A 23,253-nucleotide genomic window follows, 5' to 3' on the forward strand; every position below is an offset into this window, starting at 1 on the left:
CTGTCTTTAGCATGTTGACCCGATTATATCCGGGCCGGCCCAGTTTATGTGAGGGCTCTGGCCTAAGATATCTTTCTATTCCAATCTCCTCCATGATTCTGTCAAATGCTAATACTGGATCACAGAGATCCAGACAATCCGAAAAAAACAGTGGCAGCCTTCCCTGTTTTGCGGTATAATATTTCTCGGTATTATTGTTCATAGTAGATTAATTTTACCACAAAAAGAAGAACGCCTCCAGGTTTGTATACCTGAAAGCGTTCTTTTTTTACGGGACTTTTTTCACAGCCCCTTCAAATACATACCCTTTGGGCATATACGGCCTTCGCCGTACCATAAGGCATAAGCAAAACGATAAGCCGGGTTATGTCGTGAATAATCATCTATCTAGACCTGCTGTTGCCAGCAGGTTCCAGCGACCCACCTAAAAGCGTGACGGGCAGCCACATTGCTTTTTGTTCGGTCTTGCTTCGGATGGGGTTTACATATGCCCCTCCTGTTACCAGGAAGGCGGTAGTCTCTTACACTGCCCTTCCACCCTTACCAGTTTTCTGGCGGTACATTTCTGTTGCACTTTCCTTAGAGTTGCCTCCACCGGACGTTATCCGGCATCCTGCCCTGCGAAGCCCGGACTTTCCTCATCTGACGCCTTTCGGCCTGCCAGCTGCGATTATTTATTCTACTTATGCCTGAGATATCATAGCACATAAATTCTTATAATTCAAGGTCCGGTTATATATTTGCCGGTAAGAAGTATCTCACGGAACTGGCCGGCACACCTGCCGGCCTCACCCAGGACAGTCTCAATCCCCTCTCTGCTCTGATGCCAGGTATCCCTGGCAATCCCCTGTACCTGCACCGGACACAGATAAAATTCCGTCTCCGGATAAAGGAGCTGGTAATACATTTTGCACCTCCTGGCATGAAAAGACTTGCAGCAGATAATCCCCCTTCGGATGGTCAGCCCCGCATGATCTGTCACCTGCCTGGAATATATAGCATTTTCGTAGGTATAAGTGGCTGCCTCCTCCCTCAGAATAACCTCCCGGGGCACGCCATGAGAGGTGAGTACGTGACAGAGGAATTCCCACTCAGTTTTATAGTCATCCCCATAGACTTCCTGTTTGTCTTTCACACCAGCAAAGCTTCCCTGGAGAACACTGTACCTTCCCGAGGGAAGTATCCGCGGAGCATACCCCTGCTTCCAAAGCCGGGCTGCCCGCTCCGCCATCTGGGGGTAGCCGTCCCCCGGGATAAAGATGATATCGGCACTGGCGGGTGCATCCTCAGGAAAAATAAAATCCGTAATGTTATCCAAAAACTTTTTATTTATCTCCATCCACAAACCTCTCCAGCAGCCTTTCGCTGTCTTCATAATAGGCTTTGAGATCTTTCTCTTTGCTCCACAGGGATTCGTCTATATTCCTAAGAGATATGTTCAGATTTCTCAGGGAATCCCCATCCTTCACATCTGCGAAGGCAGAGCACTCCTCCATTTTAACCGGTATACCGCCTTCCACAGCAAACAAGCTCTGATCCTTATACATCTCATACACTTCATCTGTATAAATCAGGATCATACTGGTTCCTGTCTGGGCATCCACAATAAATTTCTGCTGATTTGCCATGGTAATCTGCGGGTTGCTGCTCTCCCCGTTCTTATCCCCAATGGCATAGTTCTGAATCAGCACATGTACCTTTTTGTCATTATTTCTGTCAGCAGCAATGTTCTCAAGGACAGATTGCAGTTCATCTATCGCATCCTGGGGAATCCCCTCCCCAGTGACAACTGCCACAGTATAGTCATAGTCTATCTGTTTTACCTTATCTCTCACGAATACGGCAATTACTGCAATTGCAAAAACACCGATAATCACATGGAACTTATGGTAATACCAGAAGTTCTCCCACTTTTTCCTGCATACTTCTTTTTTTATCTCTTCCATCTTGTCTGTCATCTCTCCTGTATCGTTTGCAGCACCCGGTCTTCCGCTCCTCAGATTGCCTCCAGTCCCTCTTTATCCAGAAGACGGATACTGCCTCTCTCTGCTTTCACAAACCCTTCATTTGCAAAATACCGAAGCATTCTGGAGACTACTTCTCTGGCGCTTCCCAAATGATTGGCAATCTGTTCATGAGTGATAGTTAACACATCGGATTCTTCCAGTTCTCCCTCCTCCAGGAGAAAATGAGCCAGTCTCTTATCAAAGCTGGTAAAAACAATTTCTTCCAGCACCCACATCACATCGGACATTCTGGAGGACAAAAGTTCATTGGTATACTTTGCCACTGCCAATTCGCTGTCTGTTATCTCATTATAACACTGTGCCGGTATCCTTATCGCCTTTACCTCTGTCTCCGCGGAGACAAAGACATCAAAACTAATATTTTTCATAATACAGGAAGCTGAAAAAATACAGATATCCCGGCTCAGAAGGCGAAACAGGGTAATCTCCTTTCCCTGCTCTGTCACAATGTAAGCCCGGACTCTCCCTTCAAGGACCAGAAACAGCCCGGAACACTCCTCCCCCCCTGCATGCATTGCAGTACCTGGGGGAAAAGTGACGGGCTCTGAATGATTTATTAAGGTTTCCTGTGAATGACTGCTGATGGATTTCCAGAAAGGCAGCAGTTCCTGAAAATCCTTTTGTAGTTCTTTTTGATACATGACATTAACCTCCCAGGGACCGAGGATATTCCGATCACCTCACTCTTGTATCCTCCATCATATCAACCTGAGCATTTCTTGTCAATTATCTGCCCACCATTCGGCGAATATCATTCTCCGAGCGGACGCCTACACTTCTGGTGATTTCTTTGCCGTTTTCCAATACCACCAGAGTGGGGATACTCATAACTCCAAACTGGGAGGCCAGAGCTCCCTCTTCGTCTACATTGATCTTTCCGATTTTTACATCCTGCAGCTCTCCCTCCAGATTTTGAAGCACCGGGGCCAGCATCTTGCAGGGTCCGCACCAGTCAGCATAGAAATCCAGCAATACCTTCCTGTCACTGTGCATTACTTCTGTATCAAAATTATTAGTTGTTATCTTCATAATGATTACCTCCTTGTTTATCTTATGGCTGTATTCTACCACTCTTTTTTCCCTTTTTCTGTGAGTAAGTCACAGTCCGGGATTCCGCCATTACTCTCACGCGGAGGTTTGTCATCTTCCAGGCCTTCCAAGCAATTTACCGGGTTATAAGGCTGTTCGCAATCATCCCTGCCAGTATCAGAGTGATTCCCCCAAATCCCAGCCCTGAGGGAAGTGCGTCCCCCAGCAGCAGAATCCCTCCCAGAAGGGTAAAGATCACCTCCGCAGACTGGGTCGCCTCCACCAGCGCCAGACGGCGGGGATTCTGTTTCACCATATCTGTAGCCTTAAAAAACAGGTAGGTTGCCGTTACACCGGAAAAAAGTGCTACCAGGAAAGACTGTGCATGCTGTCCCATATCCGGCAGTCCCGCCCGGCTCCAGGCAAATACAGAGCCGGCCAGCCAAAAAGGCATGCTGCACAGAGTCATGCCAAACACTCTCTGCATTGCCGTGATCTCCGGAGGGCAGTGAGACATCATCTTACGGTTGCCCAGAGGATAGGCAAACGCGGCTACCAGAATGGGCAGAACCGTCATCCGCACATCACTCACAGCGGCTTCCCTCAGATGGGATCCCTGCATAAGGAAAATCCCTGCCAGAATCAACAGAGAGAAGGCCAGATTTTTCACCGGAATCTTATGGCCAAACAGAGGGGTGAGAAGCACCCCTGCCACTATGGTAATCTGCCAGGTGGAAGCAATCAGCCAGGACTCCCCGTAAGCTGATGCCAGAGACAGGGGTGCATAAAAAAGCCCGAATCCCACGGTGCTCCACAGAATCCAGATCCAGGGCTGCTTTTTGATCTCCTCCCAGATTCCTTTCAGCTGACGGTTTCTCCACAAAATCACCAGCAGTATGGGCATTGTATATAAGTAGCGGAGACTCGCACTCCACATCCAGTATCCACCGCCCAGGTTCATACTTCGGTTAAGTATAAACGTAAAAGCAAAAAAGAAAGAACCAGCGATTCCATACATCAGCGATTTCTTCATTCCTCTATCCCCCCTCTATAATAAAACAGGAGAAAAGACCCGTCCGTTTTGGTCCTCTCTCCATTCCGTCTGACTATTATCTCTATCTTATTTCTGCATTCCTTTTTTTACAATGGGATATAACTCCACAGCAAGCAAAGCAAATACTGCAACATAAGCGACTGTAAACATTTTGCAACACCTCTTTTTCTCTGAACTGTATTTATTATATCCCTTATACCTGCAGAAATCCATTCGGAAAATCACTAAACTTCTCCGGAAAAAGCAACTGATTTCTGCTATTATATACAAAAATTTTTAGGTAGTGCAAAATTATTTTTATTTTTTCTTCAAATAAGAATTATTATCCCAGCTGTCAGGTCGCTCTTTTCATCTCTCGTACCTTATGCTTCGTTTCAGGATCTACCTGTAGGGACTCCGTTATCTTCTGCAGTGTTCTGCGGTAGGTAAAGTCGTCCAGCCGGCAGTGCTTCAGGTATTCCATGGTCTGCACAGGATACGCCGCAAAGTACATGGATACAGCCCATGCCACCGCCATTTTTACATAATAATCTTCATGCTTTATGCGATCAAATGCTGTAAATGCGGCATCCATATAAACCTCCTCTCTGTAGTACATCAGCAGCATAACCACAGCAAACCGGATCTCATAGGTTCCGCTTCCATAAAGATAAGGCTGGAGGAAGTCCCACATCTTTTCCGGCTCTTCTCTTGCCGCCTTCAGCCCTGCACAGAAGCTGTCACACACGGACCAATTATCTATCTTGGGAACAAATCTTTGAATCTGGCAGCATCGCTGTTCAAAGCCTGTCTTACAGCATCCTATTACCATCCCCTGAAGCATAATCTCCTCATAGGATTCGTCTGAGGCATTGGAGAGATAGCTCTCCCAGTCGCCCTTTGCAATTTTCTTTGCAATCTTTCTCAATTTGGGCAGGCGGACGCCCAGAACGTTTTCCACCCCCGGCATGAGTCTGCTGGTAAAGTCCCGGAATCCCGGCTCCGCCATATCCTCCAGTTCTCTTCGCAGTGACTCGTGAAACTCCCGGTTCTCTTTCTCCATATTCCTACGTCTCCTCCTTCAGCAGTCCGGCGATCTCCTCTGAGGACATAGCCGCAACTGAGACGCCGTGCTCTGATATAATCTGATCCGACAGCAATTTCTTATCCTCCTGCAATTTTAATATTTTCTCCTCTACCGTATTCTTTGCAATCAGCTTAAAAACCGTCACCTTCTCCTCCTGGCCGATCCTGTGTGTCCGGTCTGTGGCCTGATTCTGAGCGGCAATATTCCACCAGGGGTCAAAGTGAATCACAATGCTGGCCGCTGTCAGATTCAGCCCCGTCCCCCCCGCCTTCAGGGAGATTAAAAATACCGGAACCTCATCCTTATTAAATGCTTTTACCAGCTCTGCCCTGTCCTCCTTTTTCGTAGATCCCGTCAGGATATGATATGGTATCCTCTTCTTTTTCAGATGCTTTTTCAGAATATCCAGCATTGTGGTAAACTGAGAGAATATCAGAACCTTATGTCCCCCCTCTATGGCATTGTCCACAAGTTCCATACAGGTATCCACCTTCGCAGACTCCCCTTTATAGTCTTCGTATACCAGGCCGGGATCGCAGCAGATCTGGCGCAGTCTGGTGAGTTGGGCAAGCACCTGAAACTTTTCCCCCTGGCTCCTGGCCCCAGCCGGCTGTTCCAGCTGTGACAGCAGCTTCTGTACGTTTGCCGCGTAGACTCTCTCCTGCTCTCCCTGAAGACGAGAATATACCACATGTTCAATCTTATCCGGAAGCTCCTTCAGAACATCCTTCTTCAGACGGCGCATCACAAAGGGTTTTATCATTTTCTGCAGGCGGCGGGCCGCAATTTTGTCGCTGTTGTGTACAATAGGTATCTCATATTCCTTCTGGAACCCGGAATATTTCCCCAAAATTCCCGGCATCAGATAGTCAAAGATACTCCAAAGCTCACTGAGGCGGTTTTCTATGGGGGTACCGGTAAGTGCAAATTTCACCCCGGCTCTCACGCTTTTGGCCGCCTTTGCCGACTGGGTCATATGATTTTTAATATACTGTGCCTCGTCCAGCACTTCACAGTAAAAATTCAGGCTGCGGTAATCCTCCGCATCCCTTTTTAAAATGTCATAGGAGGTAATCAGAATCTGGAATTCGCTGTAATGCTCATAAATCTCTTTTCTCTCTTCCCGGTCTCCCACCAGCACCTTTTTTCTAAGCTGTGGGGCAAAACGGTCCAGCTCTCCTTCCCAGTTATACACCAACGAGGCCGGACATACAATAAGGGAAGGCTTTGCCGCATCCCCTTCCTTTTCGTACCTGGCGCAGAGAAATGCGATCATCTGTATGGTCTTGCCAAGTCCCATATCATCTGCCAGAATCCCTCCGAAGCCCATAGCCTCCAGGGTACAGAGCCAGCGGTAGCCCGCCTTCTGATAATTCCGGAGAGTCCCTTTCAGGTGGTCCGGTACCTCAAAGTCACTGTCATCCGCGGACTTCATATTTCTGATCATAGATTTAAAGGATTGGCTTCTCTGTATCTCAATGCCTTCCTTCGCCTCCCTGAAGACCTGGTCCAGATAAAATGCCCGAAATCTGGGTATCCTGCAGCTTCCCGCTTCCAGATCCCTGCTGGCAAGGGAAAGACCCTCCATAATCTCAGCCAGAGCGCTCACAGAATTATCCTCCAGACGGAAAAAATCACCGTCCTTAAGCCGGTAATACTTCTTCCTCTGGCGGTAGCTCTGCAGCAGCGCCTCCAGCTCCTCAAACGGAAGTTTTTCCGAGGATAGGGTAAGCTCTAAAAGATCCCCGCTCAGGGTAATGCCCACTGTGACCTTGGGGGCTCTGCGGACAGACAGCTTTTTCAGGTTTTCGGATACAAATACCTCCCCCGTCTGACGCAGCTGATCCATCCCTGTGGCAAGAAGCTGGTAGACTCTGTCGTCCTGGTTTACCGGGAGGGTAAGAACTTTCTTATCCCCGGTATTGTCAAAATATGCCCTTGCAGTATAGACGGCCCGGCTTTCTCTGGCAATGTCCCTGTACATGTCTTCCACAGAAAAAGTCCCCAGCATATTAAAGCTCTTATCCCCGTATTCTGACTCCAGGCGGCAGGTAAGCTTCTCCCTTTCCAGATCCAGATAGATGCGTATCTGCACCTCTTCGGGCATATAGGCGCCGATATCCCCGTGGAGTTTCACCTCTGCATGCTCCCTGAGCATGGGATATATGGTACTGCAGAATGCATTCATATCTTTCACCGCAATTTCCAGATGAGCGCACTCCCTCCAGTTCCCATACCGGCACACCTCTTTCATATCCCTGGCAAAGTCCTCTGAACAGCAGTACACAGCTTCCCCCATCCGTACAAACAGGGATTCATCCGAGGAGAGTACCTCAAGCCGGGGAAGTACCATACAGCACCCGTCGTCCCGGGCGGTAATTTCAATTACAAGAGGGGGATTTCCCTCAATAACTGACAGCTCACCGCCGCTCTCAGTGCTGTCCGAAAAGCGGCATCTCTTTCCCCTCATCAGCAGAAAAAACTCTGCCGCCTCTCTTTCCGTGAGATTCAGCTCCTGGGGATTACGCTTGTATCTTTCTCTGGAATAGTAATAAGTTTCTGTTCTGAGCTCTTCTCTGTCTTTATATGCCATCTCCAAAAAGGAAATGAACTCCCGTGCCTGAGGGGTAAAGGCACTTCTCTCATGTATAAAGGACAGCTTTTTTCCGTAAGTTATCTTTTCCCCATTTTCCACTGCTTCCAGAAAGTCTCCGATATTTTTCAGTGCATATTTATAGTCCATGCCGATGCGGAATGTCAGCCTCCACGTCTGGGAATACTTCTTAAGCACCGGCTCCAGCTCAACCTTTCCCGCCACAGACGGTTGAAAATACCTGGCCTTTTCTCTCATAGAATAGCGGTAAATTAAGCTTGTAATCTCCGGAGACGACACCCTGGCCCCGGAGACTGCCGGCAGCTCCCCCGGCGCCTGACCGAGGATATCCTTTTGCTTCTGTTCCTGAAGGATAGACTCCCTCCAATAGTGCAGGGCCGCGGCCACGCAATGGCTGCACATCCCTTCGTGAATCAGGCTGTCTTCACATTCACAGCTGTAATCTGTAATCTTGTCATTGGCCTCGTCCACAGTAAGCTCTACCCTGTAAAGCTCCTCATCTTTTCCCAGAACTTCTGCCTTTACTGTAGAGACCCCCTCCCCCTCCCATTCACAGGAACGGCAGGTGATCACCTGTTGATTCGTATATAGAGTATTACCCCTTGTATAGGAGGCAGGGTAAGATTCCTGCCGGATCGCTTTTAACGTAATTGCCATGCTCACTCTTCCTTTCAGCAGATGCGGGTACAGACTGCATACCTCTATTATACTGATTTCCGCTGAAAAAACAATGAAAAAGGAATGCCGTCACTGCCTATGCTTTTATTTTTATCTCCCGTATCTTCTTTCTGAGTCCCAGAATATAGGAGGGAGCTACGGATAATTCATCAACCCCCATGGCAAGAAATGTCTCCGTCAGCTCCATATCTGAGGCAAGCTCTCCGCAGATTCCCGCACGGATTCCATGTTTGTGAGCATTCTCCACTGTCATCTGGATCATCCGCAGCACCGCAGGATGATGGGCGTCATAATATCTGTCCAGCTTGGCATTCCCGCGGTCTATGGCCAGGGTATACTGCGTGAGATCGTTGGTTCCGATGCTGAAAAAGTCAACCTTTTTTGCCAGCTCATCGCTTACCATAACGGCTGCAGGAGTCTCAATCATAATCCCCAATTCCGCCTCCCCCATAGCAATTCCTTCTTCCCTCAGCTCATTTTTTACCTCTTCCACAATCTCAAGGATCTCGTCCACCTCTTTCACAGAAATAATCATAGGGAACATAATAGAAAGATTGCCAAAAGCAGAGGCCCGGTACAGAGCACGCAGCTGCGTTTTGAAAATGTCTTTTCTTTCCAGGCAGATCCGGATAGCCCGGCAGCCCATAGCGGGATTTTCCTCTTTCTCCATATGGAAATAGTCAATCTGCTTATCCGCTCCGATATCCAGCGTTCGGATAATCACCTTCTTGCCCCCCATATTTTCCAGAACGGTCTTATATGCAGCAAGCTGCTCATCTTCTGTCGGATAGTCCTTCTTCTCCAGATAGAGAAATTCACTTCTGAAAAGACCTATCCCCGAGGCATCATTCTTTAGTACACCCGCAATGTCAGAAACACTTCCGATATTAGCATACAGCTTTATCCTTTTTCCATCCAGGGTAACAGTTTCCTTTCCCCTTAGTTCCAGGAGAAGTTCTTTTTTCTGCTGTTCTTCTTCCCGGCGCTTTTTCATTTCCTCCAGCACCTCTAAAGTGGGATCCAGATATAGGATTCCCCGAACCCCATCCACAGCCGCCTCTTTTCCGTCCAGATCCTGTTCCAGATCGATACCTGTATTGACAATAGCGGGAATATTCATGGTTCTGGCCAGGATTGCCGTATGCGAGTAGACAGAGCCCCGGCTGGTGACAAAAGCAAGTACCTTATCTTTGTCCAGCTGTACGGTTTCACTGGGCGCCAGATCATCTGCCACGACGATCACCGGGCCCGTAAAGTCCCTGTCCTGCCTTCCCTTTCCGATGAGATTTCGGATTACCCGCTCTGAGATATCCTTTATATCCGCTGCTCTCTCCTTCATATAAGCGTCATCCATAGCGGCAAATATATTCGCAAAATGTTCTCCGGCAGTCCCCACTGCGTACTCCGCATTCACCTTCCGGGTCTGAATCATATGCTGAACACAATCCTGATACTCTCCATCATCCAGCATCATCTGGTGCGCTTTAAAGATCATGGCGCCGGCCTCCCCCACTTCCCTCAGCGCCTTCTCATACAGCTTCTGAAGCTGGTCAGCTGCCTCTTCCTTTGCCTTCCGGAAACGGGCGATTTCCCCCTCCGGATCCTCGGTGCGCCTTTTTTTTATCGGCTGGTCTTCTTTCTTATAAACTGCAATTTTTCCCACAGCAATGGCTGCGAATGCACTTTTTCCTTTGATAATTTCCATTAGGTACTCCCTTCCGGCTGGAATTTTTACATATGATAATGATACCGCCATTTTCTTTCATTGTAAATCACTTCCAGTCACGCTGCCCTCCAAAAAGCGGATGTGACAGTCAGCACCTTTTAGCAAAGGAAAGCAAAAAGGCGGATATTACCGCCGTAGCAGCTCAATATCCGCCTTGCTGTTTTTGCTTGTTATTGCCAGTGTTACCTGTAGTGAACACCGCTCCAGTAAACATGGTCCTTTACAATAGTCTCAGGGAGCAGCCTTACGCCGTCCAGCGCCCATTTTTTATATTCGGCAAAGCCTACCCGGTCGATAATATAACCTACATGCTCCTTCCCCCCGGGCGCATTGGGGTCAATGTATTCTTTCACAAACCCATAGGTATTCAGGATTACTTTAACGATTGTATCTTCATCCGCCCACACCAGGAAGTCCTCTCCCAACCGGGGATTCCTCTTTCCTGTTCTGCCCATGATGGTAAGACGGTAATATTTCTGTCTGCTTCTGGTAAATGCCCTGGTGGGACATTTGGTAATGCACACCCCGCAGCCCACACATTTCTCTTCGCTGCGCACCACCTTATAATTTTCCCGGCGAAGAGCGTTCACCGAAAGCTGATCGCAGCCTTTTTCACAGGCCCCGCAGTTCACACAGCGGCCGGGATCATACTGGGGCATGGTCATGCCGATGATTCCGAAATCATGCATCCTTGCCTTAATGCAGTCATTAGGACAGCCGGTCAAGGCTATCTTAAAATGAAGATCATTGGGAAAGATAGCATCCTCGATGCGCTTTGCAAATGCCGCCGTATTATAATTTCCAAAGGGACAGACACGGTTTCCGATACAGGCAGAAACATTTCTTGTTCCGGAAGCCGGGTAACCGGTGCCGGGTATCTCCTGGTTGATTCCCAGATTTTCAATCACGGGCTGCAGCATTTCATTTACCTTATCCATATCCTCCAGGGAGATTCCCTCAATCTCAAACCCCTGTCTGGTAGTCAGATGTACACTTCCGTTTCCATAGGTCTCTGCAATATCCTTGACCACGCCTAATACTTCTGCGCTGCATTTTCCTCCGGGAACCCGCACTCTGGAAGCTGTGATCCCTCTTTCTTTTGAAATACGGAAGGCATTCTTTTTCACTTTTTTCGTATTGATATCCATACGGTCTGCCTCCTAATCGAATAATTTCTTTCCCTTTGTATAGTTAAACACCGGCCCGTCCAGACAGATATATGTGTCATCCATCTTGCAGTGGCCGCATTTTCCAAGTCCGCAGCACATTTTTCTCTCCTGTGAGATCCAAATTTGTTCTTCCTTTATTCCCCGTTTCAGCAATTCTGCCACTGAAAATTTCATCATTACAGGAGGTCCTACCACAATTGCCGCTGCATCCTTAAGATTCTCTATGGGAATCTCCGGAATATATGCAGTCACAAGCCCTGTCTTCCAGCCCGGATCATCTGCATGATCTACCGTCACCGTGAGATTCATCTGTTTTTCCCACCGCTTTATGCTGTCCTTGAACAGAATGTCCCCGGGGGATTTAAAGCCGGCAATGACCGAGAGGCTTTTCACCTCTTCCCTGTGCTCTCCGAAATAGTCTATCACCCCTTTGACCGGTGAAACCCCGGTGCCTCCGGCCACGATTATCAGCTCTTTTCCCCGGTAGAGATCCAGGGAGAAACCGTTGCCGTAGGGCCCTCTCATAAACAGACTCTGGCCCACACGGTTCTCGAATATTTCATTCGTTACCTTACCCACCTTACGGATGGTAAGCTCTACGTCGCCTTCCCCGATTCCGCTCACTGAGATAGGCGCCTCCCCGAACTTCGGGATGGAGACCTCGAAAAACTGCCCCGGCTGTACGTCACCCACATAAGACATACGAAAGCTGTATTCAATCTCTGTATGTTTCTGTACCTCTTTAATCTGAGATAAAAAAGGGATATATTCATTACTCATTGTCCTGTCCCTCCTTTGCCGCCCGGCCTAATTTCTGAAGACAGGCCAGATAAGAGATATATTCCGGACATACATCCTCACAGCGGCCGCAGCCCACGCACATGTGATATCCGAATCTTTTCTTATAGTCATATACTTTATGTAATACCTTGAAGCGCATTCTCTGGCCCTGGTCCTGCCGGAAGCTGATGTTTCCTGCAATATCTGTATAGCCGTCCACCTGGCAGGAAGCCCATACTCTGCGTCTCTCTCCTGCCCGGTCATTGTCCTTGTAAAAAATATCCTGCATGGTAAAACAGGTACAGGTAGGACAGACAAAATTGCAGCGGCCGCAGCCGATGCATCTGCCGGCATACTCTTTCCACATTGCGTGGTTCTGGATTCCTTCCGGCAAGTCTTCCGGAATCTCGGTCTGAACCGGGTTCTTTGTCACATATTCTACGGGAAGTTCCGTTTCTTTACCCTGAAATGCTTTGAGGATTTTGCCCAGTTCCTCATCTTGGCACTCCAGGTAAACCCCCTGCTTATCCATCTTAAGATAGGCATCATAGTCTGTGCTTTTGTTGGTTCCCATAGACACACAGATGCAGGAGTCAAAGGACTCCGGACAACCCATGAGGATAAACCTGGTATTCTCCCTTTTCCTTTTATAATAATAATCCTCCGCGCCATTTTTCAAATAGATCTCATCCAGACGCCTGACACTGTGAAGATCACAGCTCCTTACAAGAATCAGATTACCTTTCTCTTCCTCTTTTGGGACCTTCATCTCATCTTCTGTGAAATAAAGAATTGTCTGGGAGATGGGAAGCAGCACTTCTTTAAAGCTGTAGTCTGACTTTTTATCCCATACAATCTCGTCCCATCCCTGAATCTCTCCGTACCGGATACTGTCCGTGTCGGAGAAGCACCCTTCCATAGGAAATACCTTGGGGGCATAAACCCGGTAAGTTTCCAGCAGCCGCTCTAACAATGCATCTGCTGTCTCTCTCTGCAATAACGTACCCATTGTTTCCATCCTTTCTGAATATCAGCCATCTCTGCCTGTATCTGTGACCCATGATTAGGCCTTATAAAATCCGGCCAGCTCCTCAGGATCCGGAATCCAGAAATGTTTGTTTTTATAAACAATCAAATCCTGGTTGCTAAGGTTTTTACATGCCCTTGAGACATTTTCCCTGGGGGCTCCCACCAGATCTGCCATAAGATTCATAGTCATCTCTATGTCGATCTTCACACCCGCTGAAGTCTGCACGCCGAAATCTCTGCCCAGCTTCCACAGCTTCGCTGCAATCTTCCGCTCCAGATACATATTGCCTGTGGTATTTTTCAGCTGATGGCTCAGCCGCCAGATGTACCGCTCATATTCTCTCATAACTGCGCACATCCAGGCAGGTTCCTGTTCCATCATTTTAACAAACAGGGTCTGAGGGATTTTCAGCACCGTCAGCCCACTTGCCGCCTCACAGAAGACCGACGCCTGGGTTTTGCTTATGATATTGTAATTGAGAAGGCTGCCCTTCCCCAGGATGAAAATGACCTTGCGGTTGCCGTGCTTTGTAATATTATAGACTACGGCCTCTCCGTCCAGCACAATATAGACAAATCCCACTGATTCCTTTGCACGGTATATCATTTCCTTTTTTTCATAGTCAACTATCTGTGCCTGGTTCAGTATTGTCTGGATCAAACTTTCCGGAACCTCCTGGAAAATCTTTAGCTTCTTCACTTCATTTCTTACAATATCCCTCATACGGTACACTCCAACTTCCCTTTCCTGTCCCGCTTCTTACATCAGTAATTATAACGGATCCAATGCTTATGTTCGGTGACGTTTATCACATTATCCCAACTTTTTCTTTTTTCTTACAGGAATCCCAGATGTTCCAGCAGAATCTTTGCACCGATGAGTATGAGTATGACTCCGCCGGCCAGCTCTGCCTTTGCTTTATACCTGGTCCCGAAAATATTTCCGACTTTCACACCAACCGCCGAGAGGACAAACGTCACAATGCCTATGAAGGAAATTGCCCGGATGATGTGCACCTCAAGAAACGCAAAGGTAATGCCTACGGCCAGAGCGTCGACACTGGTAGCCACTGCCAAAAGAAACATTGTCTTTACATCCAGGGATGCATCGGTATCACCGCACTCTGCGCATTCCCCGGACAGGGCTTCCCTTACCATATTCCCTCCTATTAAAGCCAGAAGCACAAATGCAATCCAGTGATCCACTGCAGTGATCTTTTCCTTAAACTGCACTCCCAGCACATATCCCAGCAAAGGCATCAGCGCCTGAAATCCCCCGAACCACAGCCCTACGATCCCGGCCCTTTTTACTGTAATCTTCTGCATGGCCAGCCCCTTACAGACGGACACCGCAAAGGCATCCATAGACAATCCTACTGCCAGCAAAAACAATTCCATAATTCCCATGTTCCATCCTCCTGTATTATCCTACTAGTGTGCCGCAACTGCCCTTTTCTGCTTTTGCATGATATTCCCACACGATGGGGAAGATTTTGCAGCAGCGCGTCCAGCCCAGAGAGCTTTTTATTGCACAGAAAATTCAAAGAACTTTTCAGAGTAATAAAAAAAGACGCATGTACAGTGGGCACCATACATGAGTCTCATTATTTAAGATAAGCCAGGCCGTCACGGCCAGTATGTTGACTTACCACGTATCCACGCCAATTACTCCCTCACGAATTGTTAACATTTTATCATTAAGGGGCAGGGATTTCAAGAAAAATTTACCTGTTTTTCCAAACTTACTTGACCTGCCCCCGCCTTCAGATGGTATGATACAAATAAAAAGCCAAACGCTTAGGTAAAAAGGAGAGATTCCCTATGACGATAACAGAAGTAAGCAAAAAATTCGGACTGTCGGCGGACACCCTTCGCTATTATGAGCGGATCGGTCTGATCCCCCCTGTTCCCAGGACGAAAAGCGGCATCCGGGATTATGGCGAAGAATCCTGCGCCTGGATCGAGCTTATGAAGTGCATGCGAAAGTCGGGGGTCCAGATTGACGCCCTGATCGAATACGTAAGTCTTTTTCAGAAGGGAGATTCCACGCTGGAGGCAAGAAAGACATTGTTAACGGAACAAAGAGACCAGCTTCTGGAACGTATGCGCGATATGCAGGCCTCCCTGGATCGGCTGAATCTGAAAATCGAACATTATGAGCAGGGACTGATGCGTGTGGAAAAGAAACTTCTGGATATGAAAGCAGCGAGGAAGGGCGAAGAAGCTGCAGGATAGGACAAAGCACAGAAAAAAGTCTGAGACCCACAGGCAGCAGATGTGCCTATGGGTCTCAGACCCTGTTACGTTGTAATTAAAGTACTGTATCCATCCCTGCGCAGCCTCTGCTCCATCTTAATGGCATTATCCAGCTGTCTGAAAGCGCCTACCTGCACCTTATAGTATCCGTCCTCATCCAGCATAAATGCGGGATAGCCTTTATCCAGCAATTCGTACAGCAGATTATCTGCATTGCTCTTTACCCGGAAGAGACCAACCTGAACCCGATACAGGGTAGGTTCCTCCACGGTCTCCTCATCTAAGGTTCCCATAATAGCCGCAGCAATTGCCTGTGCAATCTCATCAAACTGTGCATCGAACCTTTGATTGTCTTCATCTGTATTGATGAATCCTGTCTCGATGAGTACCGCGGGCATCTTGGTTCTTCTCAATACCACAAGCCCCGGTCTGGCCGTCACCCCCAGCTCATTGAATCCCAGTTCTCCAAGAGCGCCGTTGATATTCTCTGCCATATCCAGCTTTTCTCCTGATTTATCGTATACCAGCGTCTCCACTCCGGAATACTGGTTGGGCCGGGGACTGGAATTACGGTGGAATGAGATAAAGAAATCAGCTCCGGACTCATTTGCTATGGTAGCTTTTTCAAAGGGTGTCTGATACACGTCTGTGGTTCTGGTATATACTACATCTACTCCGTTATCCTCCAGAATCTGGCCTACCGCCAGTGCCAGGCGAAGATTATCGTCCTTTTCCTGCCGTCCCTGATAAACCGCACCCGGATCCGTGCCACCGTGTCCGGCATCAATTACTATCTTATATGCCAATTGTAGACTCCTTGCATTGCTTTATAATTAGTGTATGCAGGCAGCCGGAATCCGGGCACACAAGATTTACATAGTCTCTGCCCGATCGTCTACGCTTTTCTTAAAATTAATGACTTCATGGTCATATTCTTCCGCCATGAATCTGGAATTCAGCATAAAATCAGCCGTAGCCTTATTAATTGCCATAGGGATATCATAGACCTGAGCAATCCTCATCAGAGCCTTCACGTCAGGATCGTGGGGCTGAGCAGTCAGCGGATCCGAGAAGAATACCACAAAATCTATGACTCCTTCTACAATCTTCGCCCCAATCTGCTGGTCACCGCCCAGGGGCCCGCTGTTGTATCCCTTTACTGACAGGCCTGCTTTATCCGTAATCATCCTCGCCGTTGTGCCGGTTCCATAGAGAGAATGCTCTTTTAATATCTCATAATTATCTTTACACCACTGGATTAATTTTGGTTTTTCATTATCATGGGCAATTAATGCAATGTTTTTTTTCTTACGAATGGTAAATGTCACAAAATCTTCGTTCATGCTTTTCTCCTTTTTCTTAGGCTTTTGTATTTCCTTTTTCATAGTATCACACTTTCCGGCAAATGCAAATTCATTTTTCCTTGTTCTGCATGCATCAAACTGCTACAATAGGAATAGGATAAGGAGAACTATTATGTACTATTTTATAATCAACCCCCGCTCACGCTCCGGGTATGGTGCAGTGATCTGGGATAAGATCCAGCATGAGCTTGAATCCCGCGGGATTCCCTATGAAGCTTATTTTACACTATATAAAAAACACGCTGCCCGCCTGGCCCATGAACTGGAAGACAGGCACCACACATGCACCATCGTCGTCGTGGGAGGGGACGGAACCGTCAACGAAGTTCTGAACGGTCTCACCCACCCTGCCCGTATTACTTTAGGTTACATACCTACCGGCTCAGGAAACGACTTTGCCCGGGGAATGGGAATCCCCTTCGATCCCGCTGAGGCGCTTTCTCTCATACTTTCTTCCCACGCCGTTGCAGAGATGGACATCGGCACCCTGAAAACCCGGTATCACACCAGATGCTTTGGCGTCAGTGCAGGTATCGGCTTTGACGCGGCCATCTGCCATGAAGCCCTCGCCTCCCCCATCAAGGACACACTGAATCACCTGGGACTGGGCAAGCTTACCTATGTGGGGATAGCGCTCCGGCAGCTTTTTTTATTCAAACCCTGTCAGGCCCGCATATGCCTGGATAAAAAGCAGACACTGCATTTTCCCAGACTTTATTTTGCCGCAGCCATGAACCAAAAATACGAAGGGGGAGGGTTTCAGTTTGCCCCCGGAGCAAAAAGCGATGACGGAAAGCTTCATATCTGTGTTGTGGGAAATCTGAGCAAACCCAAAATTCTTCTGATGCTCCCCACAGCTTTTTGGGGAAAACATATTCATCTAAAAGGGATACATATGTTTTCCTGCAGGCAGATAGATATTCACACAGACCGTCCCCTGCCGGTACACAGTGACGGGGAATCCTGCGGATATGCGGATTCCATTTCCCTGTCCACAGCCAGCGAACAGATTTCTGTCATTACCCCAGGCTGAGTCTCCTCCCAATGATACGGCATTATATAGAGAGAAAGGTCTGAATAATAATGAAAATACTGACATGCCTGCTAATCCTGTTCCTTCTTTACATATTCTGTATTCTCCCAAGGTTTACCCATCGAAGAGAGAGCAGAAGCTTCCGACATATTCTGTTTGCCCACAGAGGGCTGTTTTCCAATGAAAAAGGAATTCCGGAGAATTCTCTACCTGCGTTTTCCCGGGCGGTAAGCAAAGGCTATGGAATTGAACTGGATGTGCAGCTCACCAAGGACCAGCAGCTGGTAGTCTTCCACGACAGCACGCTGAGCCGTATGTGCGGCCTGGATATCCACGTAAGAGAGAAAACTTATGAGCAGCTAAAAGAGCTCACTCTGCTGCATACCAAGGAACAGATTCCTCTGTTCTCCCAGGTGCTGAAGCTGGTAGACGGACAGGTGCCGCTCCTGATAGAGATTAAGCTGCCCTGTTTCAGCACCTCTACCTGCGCACTGGTAGATAAAGCAATGGCTGGTTACAAAGGCAGTTACTGCATTGAATCATTTAATTCTCTGGCCCTTTTCTGGTATCGGGTGCACCGGCCGGATGTTGTAAGAGGGCAGCTGTCCAGCAACCTGACAAGACCTGTGGCGGAGGGCGGATACCTGTTAAGCTTCCTGGTCAAACATTTGCTCACCAACGTGCTGAGCCGCCCGGACTTTATTTCTTACTGCTATAAAGACACTAATAATATAAGCTTCTGCATACTCCGCAGCCTGCTGGGAACCATGACTATGGTATGGACTATACGATCTCAGAAAGCATATGAACGCTGCCTGAACCGGTATGATTCCCTGATCTTTGACAATTTTATACCCCATTCATAATTCAAGTACGCCTCTGCGTACTTGCTGCGAGCCGCCGGGGGCTTTATCTTGGAAGGAGATTGGACTCCCATCAAGACGATTTTGTTATTTACTCACCACCAATAGCGGCGGGAGTCTTATCTGCTTACAAGATAAATAGCCAGTTTGTGAACGTTTTCTTAAATATAAATGAACTGCATTGTTATCCTCAGATCCCTGTGCTATAATGCAGTTGATTAAAAATATTCACCAATAAATTAAAGAGGTGACCCCTTTGAATATCATTAAAAAATACAAACACGCCTGGATAATACCTGTTTTCGGTATACTTTACATGATGGGATTTACGTACCTGGAACAGCGGAATAATGTACGTTTTCATATCATTCATATGAAAATTGATGATGCCATTCCTTTCTGTGAATACTTTATAGTGCCATACTTCTTATGGTTTGCATTCATAGCGGCAACTGTATTTTATTTTACCTTTATCAACAAGAATAAAGCCGATTATTACAGGCTCATCACAACGCTGGGAATCGGTATGACTCTGTTTCTGGTAATCTCTTATGTCTATCCCAATGCCCAGGATCTAAGGCCTGTAGTATTTGCCCGGGATAATATCTTTGTGGACATGGTAAAGCACCTGTACCGGATCGATACACCGACCAATATACTGCCCAGCATCCATGTTTATAATTCTGTGGCGGCATGTACGGCCATCTTCAAGTGCGAAGGGCTGAAAAAACACCGAGCGGTCAAAGGCGGCACTCTGATTCTCACTGTGCTGATTGTCCTGGCAACTGTGTTTTTAAAACAGCATACGCTTTTGGATGTTATTACGGCCTTCGCCTTATATTTTATCTGTTACCAGGTCATATACAAGCCCAGAACGGCCCCTCAGAAAGCCAAAGCTGCAGAAGCTGCAGCCAAATAAGAATGTGAAAGGTTCCTTCCGATTACCGGCAGGAACCTTTTTATTAGTTAAATCCATAAAACTTCTGAACGACCCGGTAGACGGCAACGGATACCTCCCGGCCGCTCTTTCCCGGAAGATTCACGCACCGTCCCAGCAGTCCGAAACGAAGTCTGCGGTAGAGATGGGCATCTGCCGTCTTCAGATATTTCCAGAGTTCTTTCTTCTTTTCAAAGTTTTCATCTGTCCCGGATCGGATCAGCATAATAGATGACACTGCCGTGATAATATCCAGATAGTTCAGCATATATTGCCGCATTCTTTTATTGTCGAGACGTTTCATTGCAATAGAATCTATCATAAGCTTGTTTACTTTTATCTGCTGATCAATCCTTCGAATCATTACGTCTTCATGGACAGACTGATCTTCCCTCCCGATAAAATAGCGGTAGAAATTAACGTTCAGATAATACATTGTCCGTACACTGGGCAGCGGCTGGTATACAAACAGATTATCTACATAAAAGGTATGCATGGGAAGCTCCAGCCCGCACTCCCGAAGCAGCTTTGTACGGTAGATCACCGAATGCATCAGAATGTACTTGCCTGTCCCCATATGTCTCATATCCTCCCAGGTGAAGATACGGTCCTGGGGCAGATACTTGGTGTACTTCATTACCTTCTTCCTCCTGGCACCCTGCTTTTCATATACAAAATTGCTGATCAGCATGTCCAGAGTATACGGTCCCCCGGCAATATCCTTGATAGTGTCAAGGATCTTTTGGTATGCCTCCAGATTCACCCAGTCGTCGCTGTCCACAACCTTGAAATACAGTCCGGTAGCATTTTTAATTCCCGTATTGACTGCAGCGCCGTGCCCTCCGTTTTCCTGATGTACTGCCTTTACAATGCCCGGATATTTCTCTGCGTATTCATCTGCGATCCCGGCTGTGCTGTCTCCAGAGCCGTCATCTACGATTATAATCTCTACCTGCTCTCCTCCCGGCAGCAGGGAGTCGATGCACTTGCGCATATAAGCTTCTGAGTTGTAGCAAGGAACTGCTATGGATAGTAATTTCATCTATTTATATGTCCTCCTCGAGATATTTTCTGTAAGCTGCAAAGGCAGCCGGAATAGGGTATTTTCCCTTTGTCTCTTTTTTGTTCACAAAAAGGAGACCATCTGTATTTCTCTTTTCCCTGGGCTCTATCAGTACCCGGTACCCCTTCATCTCCCACTCCACATGAGAGAATATATGCTTTGCCTGTGTCAGCGTCTGGATGCGCACAGGCTGACAGGACAGTTCCCGGACATACTCCAGAATCTCCTCCTGACTCTTATAGCCTTCCAGATTGGGAAATTCATACATACCGGCCAGCAGACCCTTTTTCTCCCGTTTCCGTATGGCAAAGTCTTCCCCATCCTGGATTAGCAGAACCGTCCTCTTCTCCAGCCTTCTCTGCTTTTTTCCCGCTTTTTTCGGCAGCTCCATGACCCGGTCATGCTTTCTCGCGAGACAAAGTTCCGCCAGAGGACACGCCCCGCATTTTGCCATACCGTTGGGTATGCATACGAGGGCTCCCAGCTCCATCAGACTCTGATTAAAATCTCCCGGAGCGTTCTTGGGCATAATCTCTGCCAGTTCCCTCTCTGTCTTAGTCTTTACCGATTGCTTTAGAATATCCTCTTCATTTTCCGTTATTCTTGCGATTACCCGCAGAACATTGCCGTCCACGGCAGGTCTCGGAATCCCAAATGCGATAGACGCCACGGCACCTGCCGTATAGCTTCCAATGCCGGGAAGCTCCAAAAGCTGTTCGTAATCCGGAGGAAGCGCTCCCCCGTAATGCTCCACCACTGTCCTGGCCGCCTTCTGCATGTTTCTCACCCTGTTATAGTAACCCAGCCCCTCCCAGAGCTTCAGCAGCCGGGTTTCCGGACAGGCGGCCAGATCTTCAATCTCCGGAAGAGCGTCCAAAAATCTGCTGTAATATTCTTTCACTGCCTCCACTCTGGTCTGCTGCAGCATAATTTCCGACAGCCATACATGGTAAGCCGAAGGTTCCCTCCTCCAGGGCAGATCTCTCTTGTTTTCATAAAACCAGCCGAGCAGCGGCTGTACAATCTCTCTCGGTATCATTTTTCTGCCTTTCTATTCCGGTCTCTCCAGGGATACAGGCACGGCATCCATAATCTCAATTCTGTCCGCTTCCACCAGACAGTCATAAGCCAGAATATGGACCCCCTGATCCCGGGCTTTTATCAGCGCTTCTCCAAACTCCGGGTGTGTCTCCCAGTTGGGCATCATCTTCCTTACCCCCTTCATCTGAATCACAAAGAGCAGATAAGCCTCATACCCTGCCCGTACACACTCCCCTAACTCTAACACATGCTTCACGCCCCGTAAAGTAGGTGCGTCGGGAAATTTGGCTGTTTTTTCATCCTCCAAAGTGACACCTTTAACCTCCAGAAACGCTTTCCTTCCGCAATCTTCCACATAAAAATCAAACCTGGAATTGCCGTATTTTGTCTCCGGGCGTATGAGCGCACTGCCGGAAAAGAGGTTCCCCTTGGCAAGCCACTCCCCCGCTGCCTTGTTGGGAATCTGAGAATCCATATTAATCAAAAGATTCCCCTTCTCTACACCTATCACATCAAATTTTGTTTTCCGGTTGGGATTGCTGCTCTTTTCCAGATAAACTTTAGCCCCGGGAATCAGGAGCTCTTTGCATCTGCCTGTATTCTTCACATGACAGACCTCCTCTTTTCCCTCAGTGATCACATGGGCGATAAACCGGTTGGGACGTCTCAAGAAAATCCCCTCCTGTACACTTTTGTATCTCATAGTATCCCCCGTATCTAATATTTCTTGCTTTTTTAGATGAGTTTCTTTACAATATTCACATGCGCCGGCGTTCTGCAGCATCTGCATACAGACGGTCCGGTCACAGGACTTATTATACTACAAAGGAGAACGAATATGAAACCAATAGATAGTATTATTTTTGATGTAGACGGAACCCTGTGGGATTCCACTCATTTGGTGGCAAAAGCGTGGAACCAGATCCGGATCCGGGAGGAGGTTTCCATTCCTCCTCTCACAGCCGAAACTCTCAAATCTTTGTTTGGCCGTACACTTCCGGATATAGCCAGGGCGCTCTTTCCCAATGAATCTCCTGCAAGACAGCTGGAACTAATTCATCTGTGCTGTGAGAGAGAACATGAGGTGCTGCTTCGGGCTCAGGTACCTCTGTATCCCCGCCTGGAGTGTACGCTAGAGCAGCTGTCAGCGGTCTATCCCCTGTATATTGTCAGCAACTGCCAGGGAGGATATATTGAAGTATTTCTTGAGAATACTGGATTCGGACACTACTTTCAGGACCACCTCTGCCCGGGGGATACAGGCAATGCTAAGGCCGCTAATATCAAAGAAATCATTCGCCGCCACCATCTGCAGGCACCAGTCTATGTGGGGGATACAGACGGCGATCACTGCGCCTCCAGGGAAGCAGGGATTCCCTTTGTATTTGCCTCCTATGGCTTTGGAACCACAGAGGATCCCGATTACAGCATTGCCGCTCTTGGGGATCTGACCCGCTTATTTCTTTCCTGAATCACGCCAAAAAAATGCCTCCATTTTCAGTAATTATTACCTAAGATATTAAG

General features: G+C 47.8%; 23 protein-coding genes, 1 other RNA gene and 1 pseudogene. 5 read left to right on the plus strand and 20 right to left on the minus strand.

Translation table 11 applies throughout. The features are described 5' to 3' along the window. The 15 genes and pseudogenes from BUA56_RS23320 to BUA56_RS10075 form a co-directional block, all read right to left on the minus strand. Positions 1-202, minus strand: a pseudogene (locus BUA56_RS23320) (IS1182 family transposase); the annotation flags it as partial. 137 nt (positions 203-339) lie between these two features. Then, an RNA gene (gene rnpB, locus BUA56_RS10010) (RNase P RNA component class A) lies at positions 340-686 on the minus strand. Positions 687-721: 35 nt separating this feature from the next. Next, positions 722-1,339, minus strand: coding sequence for a YdcF family protein (locus BUA56_RS10015; protein ID WP_341443414.1), 618 nt, complete (start codon positions 1,337-1,339; stop codon positions 722-724). Next, positions 1,326-1,958 carry a hypothetical protein gene (locus tag BUA56_RS10020; protein ID WP_072851260.1) on the minus strand — a complete coding sequence of 211 codons (633 nt, stop codon included), beginning with the start codon at positions 1,956-1,958 and terminating at the stop codon, positions 1,326-1,328. The genes BUA56_RS10015 and BUA56_RS10020 overlap by 14 nt, the downstream gene beginning before the upstream one ends. A 38-nt stretch (positions 1,959-1,996) precedes the next feature. Then, complete coding sequence (locus BUA56_RS10025; protein ID WP_072851261.1) at positions 1,997-2,668, minus strand: Crp/Fnr family transcriptional regulator; 672 nt, start codon at positions 2,666-2,668, stop codon at positions 1,997-1,999. Positions 2,669-2,753: 85 nt separating this feature from the next. Beyond that, on the minus strand, positions 2,754-3,056 hold the full coding sequence (gene trxA, locus BUA56_RS10030; protein ID WP_072851262.1) for a thioredoxin: 303 nt from the start codon (positions 3,054-3,056) through the stop codon (positions 2,754-2,756). A gap of 136 nt (positions 3,057-3,192) precedes the next feature. Next, the gene (locus tag BUA56_RS10035; RefSeq protein ID WP_072851263.1) at positions 3,193-4,089 is read right to left on the minus strand and encodes a DMT family transporter; all 897 of its coding nucleotides are present in this window, start codon (positions 4,087-4,089) and stop codon (positions 3,193-3,195) included. 355 nt (positions 4,090-4,444) lie between these two features. Then, positions 4,445-5,152 carry a DNA alkylation repair protein gene (locus BUA56_RS10040; protein WP_072851264.1) on the minus strand — a complete coding sequence of 236 codons (708 nt, stop codon included), beginning with the start codon at positions 5,150-5,152 and terminating at the stop codon, positions 4,445-4,447. 4 nt (positions 5,153-5,156) lie between these two features. Then, positions 5,157-8,447 carry a DEAD/DEAH box helicase gene (locus BUA56_RS10045; RefSeq protein ID WP_072851265.1) on the minus strand — a complete coding sequence of 1,097 codons (3,291 nt, stop codon included), beginning with the start codon at positions 8,445-8,447 and terminating at the stop codon, positions 5,157-5,159. A 97-nt stretch (positions 8,448-8,544) separates the two neighbouring features. Next, entirely contained in the window at positions 8,545-10,173 is a 1,629-nt protein-coding gene (gene ptsP, locus BUA56_RS10050) for a phosphoenolpyruvate--protein phosphotransferase (protein ID WP_072851266.1), read from the minus strand. Between the two features lie 203 nt (positions 10,174-10,376). Continuing rightward, positions 10,377-11,342, minus strand: coding sequence for a sulfite reductase subunit C (gene asrC / locus BUA56_RS10055; protein ID WP_072851267.1), 966 nt, complete (start codon positions 11,340-11,342; stop codon positions 10,377-10,379). 12 nt (positions 11,343-11,354) lie between these two features. After that, positions 11,355-12,143 carry an anaerobic sulfite reductase subunit AsrB gene (asrB, locus tag BUA56_RS10060; protein WP_072851268.1) on the minus strand — a complete coding sequence of 263 codons (789 nt, stop codon included), beginning with the start codon at positions 12,141-12,143 and terminating at the stop codon, positions 11,355-11,357. After that, complete coding sequence (gene asrA / locus BUA56_RS10065; protein WP_072851269.1) at positions 12,136-13,152, minus strand: anaerobic sulfite reductase subunit AsrA; 1,017 nt, start codon at positions 13,150-13,152, stop codon at positions 12,136-12,138. Before asrA ends, asrB begins: the two co-directional genes overlap by 8 nt. Before the next feature lie 54 nt (positions 13,153-13,206). Further along, on the minus strand, positions 13,207-13,896 hold the full coding sequence (locus BUA56_RS10070; protein ID WP_072851270.1) for a Crp/Fnr family transcriptional regulator: 690 nt from the start codon (positions 13,894-13,896) through the stop codon (positions 13,207-13,209). A 113-nt stretch (positions 13,897-14,009) separates the two neighbouring features. Further along, positions 14,010-14,579: a manganese efflux pump MntP gene (locus tag BUA56_RS10075; RefSeq protein ID WP_072851271.1), complete on the minus strand. Its 570-nt coding sequence runs from the start codon at positions 14,577-14,579 to the stop codon at positions 14,010-14,012. A 414-nt stretch (positions 14,580-14,993) separates the two neighbouring features. Here BUA56_RS10075 and BUA56_RS10080 point away from each other — a divergent pair, with 414 nt between their 5' ends. Next, a complete protein-coding gene (locus tag BUA56_RS10080) occupies positions 14,994-15,407 on the plus strand; it encodes a MerR family transcriptional regulator (protein ID WP_072851272.1) in 414 nt (137 codons plus the stop codon). Positions 15,408-15,472: 65 nt separating this feature from the next. Here the strand turns inward: BUA56_RS10080 and BUA56_RS10085 are convergent, their stop codons facing one another. Both BUA56_RS10085 and BUA56_RS10090 read right to left on the minus strand, forming a co-directional pair. Continuing rightward, the gene (locus tag BUA56_RS10085; RefSeq protein ID WP_072851273.1) at positions 15,473-16,234 is read right to left on the minus strand and encodes an N-acetylmuramoyl-L-alanine amidase; all 762 of its coding nucleotides are present in this window, start codon (positions 16,232-16,234) and stop codon (positions 15,473-15,475) included. A gap of 66 nt (positions 16,235-16,300) precedes the next feature. Then, positions 16,301-16,771 carry a methylglyoxal synthase gene (locus BUA56_RS10090; protein ID WP_072851476.1) on the minus strand — a complete coding sequence of 157 codons (471 nt, stop codon included), beginning with the start codon at positions 16,769-16,771 and terminating at the stop codon, positions 16,301-16,303. 133 nt (positions 16,772-16,904) lie between these two features. Here BUA56_RS10090 and BUA56_RS10095 point away from each other — a divergent pair, with 133 nt between their 5' ends. From BUA56_RS10095 to BUA56_RS10105, 3 genes are all read left to right on the plus strand, one after another. Further along, on the plus strand, positions 16,905-17,825 hold the full coding sequence (locus tag BUA56_RS10095) for a diacylglycerol/lipid kinase family protein (protein ID WP_072851274.1): 921 nt from the start codon (positions 16,905-16,907) through the stop codon (positions 17,823-17,825). Positions 17,826-17,875: 50 nt separating this feature from the next. Continuing rightward, positions 17,876-18,691, plus strand: a complete 816-nt coding sequence (locus tag BUA56_RS10100) for a glycerophosphodiester phosphodiesterase family protein (RefSeq protein WP_187143903.1) — start codon at positions 17,876-17,878, stop codon at positions 18,689-18,691. Between the two features lie 370 nt (positions 18,692-19,061). Further along, positions 19,062-19,607: a phosphatase PAP2 family protein gene (locus tag BUA56_RS10105; RefSeq protein ID WP_341443415.1), complete on the plus strand. Its 546-nt coding sequence runs from the start codon at positions 19,062-19,064 to the stop codon at positions 19,605-19,607. A gap of 43 nt (positions 19,608-19,650) precedes the next feature. Here the strand turns inward: BUA56_RS10105 and BUA56_RS10110 are convergent, their stop codons facing one another. The 3 genes from BUA56_RS10110 to sfsA are packed head-to-tail and all read right to left on the minus strand — an operon-like array spanning position 19,651 to position 22,432. Beyond that, entirely contained in the window at positions 19,651-20,667 is a 1,017-nt protein-coding gene (locus BUA56_RS10110) for a glycosyltransferase family 2 protein (protein WP_072851277.1), read from the minus strand. A gap of 4 nt (positions 20,668-20,671) precedes the next feature. Next, a complete protein-coding gene (gene mutY / locus BUA56_RS23625; protein ID WP_187143902.1) occupies positions 20,672-21,727 on the minus strand; it encodes an A/G-specific adenine glycosylase in 1,056 nt (351 codons plus the stop codon). 12 nt (positions 21,728-21,739) lie between these two features. After that, positions 21,740-22,432 (minus strand): DNA/RNA nuclease SfsA, encoded by a 693-nt coding sequence (sfsA, locus tag BUA56_RS23630; protein WP_103710837.1) that lies wholly within the window; start codon positions 22,430-22,432, stop codon positions 21,740-21,742. 135 nt (positions 22,433-22,567) lie between these two features. Here sfsA and BUA56_RS10120 point away from each other — a divergent pair, with 135 nt between their 5' ends. After that, positions 22,568-23,200, plus strand: a complete 633-nt coding sequence (locus BUA56_RS10120; RefSeq protein ID WP_072851278.1) for an HAD family hydrolase — start codon at positions 22,568-22,570, stop codon at positions 23,198-23,200. Positions 23,201-23,253: the final 53 nt, after the last annotated feature.

The sequence above is a fragment of the Lactonifactor longoviformis DSM 17459 genome (assembly GCF_900129135.1).
GTDB classification, from domain to species: domain Bacteria; phylum Bacillota; class Clostridia; order Lachnospirales; family Lachnospiraceae; genus Lactonifactor; species Lactonifactor longoviformis.

What these genes read in the sequence shown, in the direction of transcription:
- BUA56_RS10015 (WP_341443414.1), bottom strand. Translation starts at nt 1,339, where the DNA reads ATGGAGATAAATAAAAAGTTTTTGGATAACATTACGGATTTTATTTTT.
- BUA56_RS10020 (WP_072851260.1), bottom strand. Translation starts at nt 1,958, where the DNA reads ATGACAGACAAGATGGAAGAGATAAAAAAAGAAGTATGCAGGAAAAAG.
- BUA56_RS10025 (WP_072851261.1), bottom strand. Translation starts at nt 2,668, where the DNA reads ATGTATCAAAAAGAACTACAAAAGGATTTTCAGGAACTGCTGCCTTTC.
- trxA (WP_072851262.1), bottom strand. Translation starts at nt 3,056, where the DNA reads ATGAAGATAACAACTAATAATTTTGATACAGAAGTAATGCACAGTGAC.
- BUA56_RS10035 (WP_072851263.1), bottom strand. Translation starts at nt 4,089, where the DNA reads ATGAAGAAATCGCTGATGTATGGAATCGCTGGTTCTTTCTTTTTTGCT.
- BUA56_RS10040 (WP_072851264.1), bottom strand. Translation starts at nt 5,152, where the DNA reads ATGGAGAAAGAGAACCGGGAGTTTCACGAGTCACTGCGAAGAGAACTG.
- BUA56_RS10045 (WP_072851265.1), bottom strand. Translation starts at nt 8,447, where the DNA reads ATGGCAATTACGTTAAAAGCGATCCGGCAGGAATCTTACCCTGCCTCC.
- ptsP (WP_072851266.1), bottom strand. Translation starts at nt 10,173, where the DNA reads ATGGAAATTATCAAAGGAAAAAGTGCATTCGCAGCCATTGCTGTGGGA.
- asrC (WP_072851267.1), bottom strand. Translation starts at nt 11,342, where the DNA reads ATGGATATCAATACGAAAAAAGTGAAAAAGAATGCCTTCCGTATTTCA.
- asrB (WP_072851268.1), bottom strand. Translation starts at nt 12,143, where the DNA reads ATGAGTAATGAATATATCCCTTTTTTATCTCAGATTAAAGAGGTACAG.
- asrA (WP_072851269.1), bottom strand. Translation starts at nt 13,152, where the DNA reads ATGGGTACGTTATTGCAGAGAGAGACAGCAGATGCATTGTTAGAGCGG.
- BUA56_RS10070 (WP_072851270.1), bottom strand. Translation starts at nt 13,896, where the DNA reads ATGAGGGATATTGTAAGAAATGAAGTGAAGAAGCTAAAGATTTTCCAG.
- BUA56_RS10075 (WP_072851271.1), bottom strand. Translation starts at nt 14,579, where the DNA reads ATGGGAATTATGGAATTGTTTTTGCTGGCAGTAGGATTGTCTATGGAT.
- BUA56_RS10080 (WP_072851272.1), top strand. Translation starts at nt 14,994, where the DNA reads ATGACGATAACAGAAGTAAGCAAAAAATTCGGACTGTCGGCGGACACC.
- BUA56_RS10090 (WP_072851476.1), bottom strand. Translation starts at nt 16,771, where the DNA reads ATGAACGAAGATTTTGTGACATTTACCATTCGTAAGAAAAAAAACATT.
- BUA56_RS10095 (WP_072851274.1), top strand. Translation starts at nt 16,905, where the DNA reads ATGTACTATTTTATAATCAACCCCCGCTCACGCTCCGGGTATGGTGCA.
- BUA56_RS10100 (WP_187143903.1), top strand. Translation starts at nt 17,876, where the DNA reads ATGAAAATACTGACATGCCTGCTAATCCTGTTCCTTCTTTACATATTC.
- BUA56_RS10105 (WP_341443415.1), top strand. Translation starts at nt 19,062, where the DNA reads ATGAAAATTGATGATGCCATTCCTTTCTGTGAATACTTTATAGTGCCA.
- BUA56_RS10110 (WP_072851277.1), bottom strand. Translation starts at nt 20,667, where the DNA reads ATGAAATTACTATCCATAGCAGTTCCTTGCTACAACTCAGAAGCTTAT.
- mutY (WP_187143902.1), bottom strand. Translation starts at nt 21,727, where the DNA reads ATGATACCGAGAGAGATTGTACAGCCGCTGCTCGGCTGGTTTTATGAA.
- sfsA (WP_103710837.1), bottom strand. Translation starts at nt 22,432, where the DNA reads ATGAGATACAAAAGTGTACAGGAGGGGATTTTCTTGAGACGTCCCAAC.
- BUA56_RS10120 (WP_072851278.1), top strand. Translation starts at nt 22,568, where the DNA reads ATGAAACCAATAGATAGTATTATTTTTGATGTAGACGGAACCCTGTGG.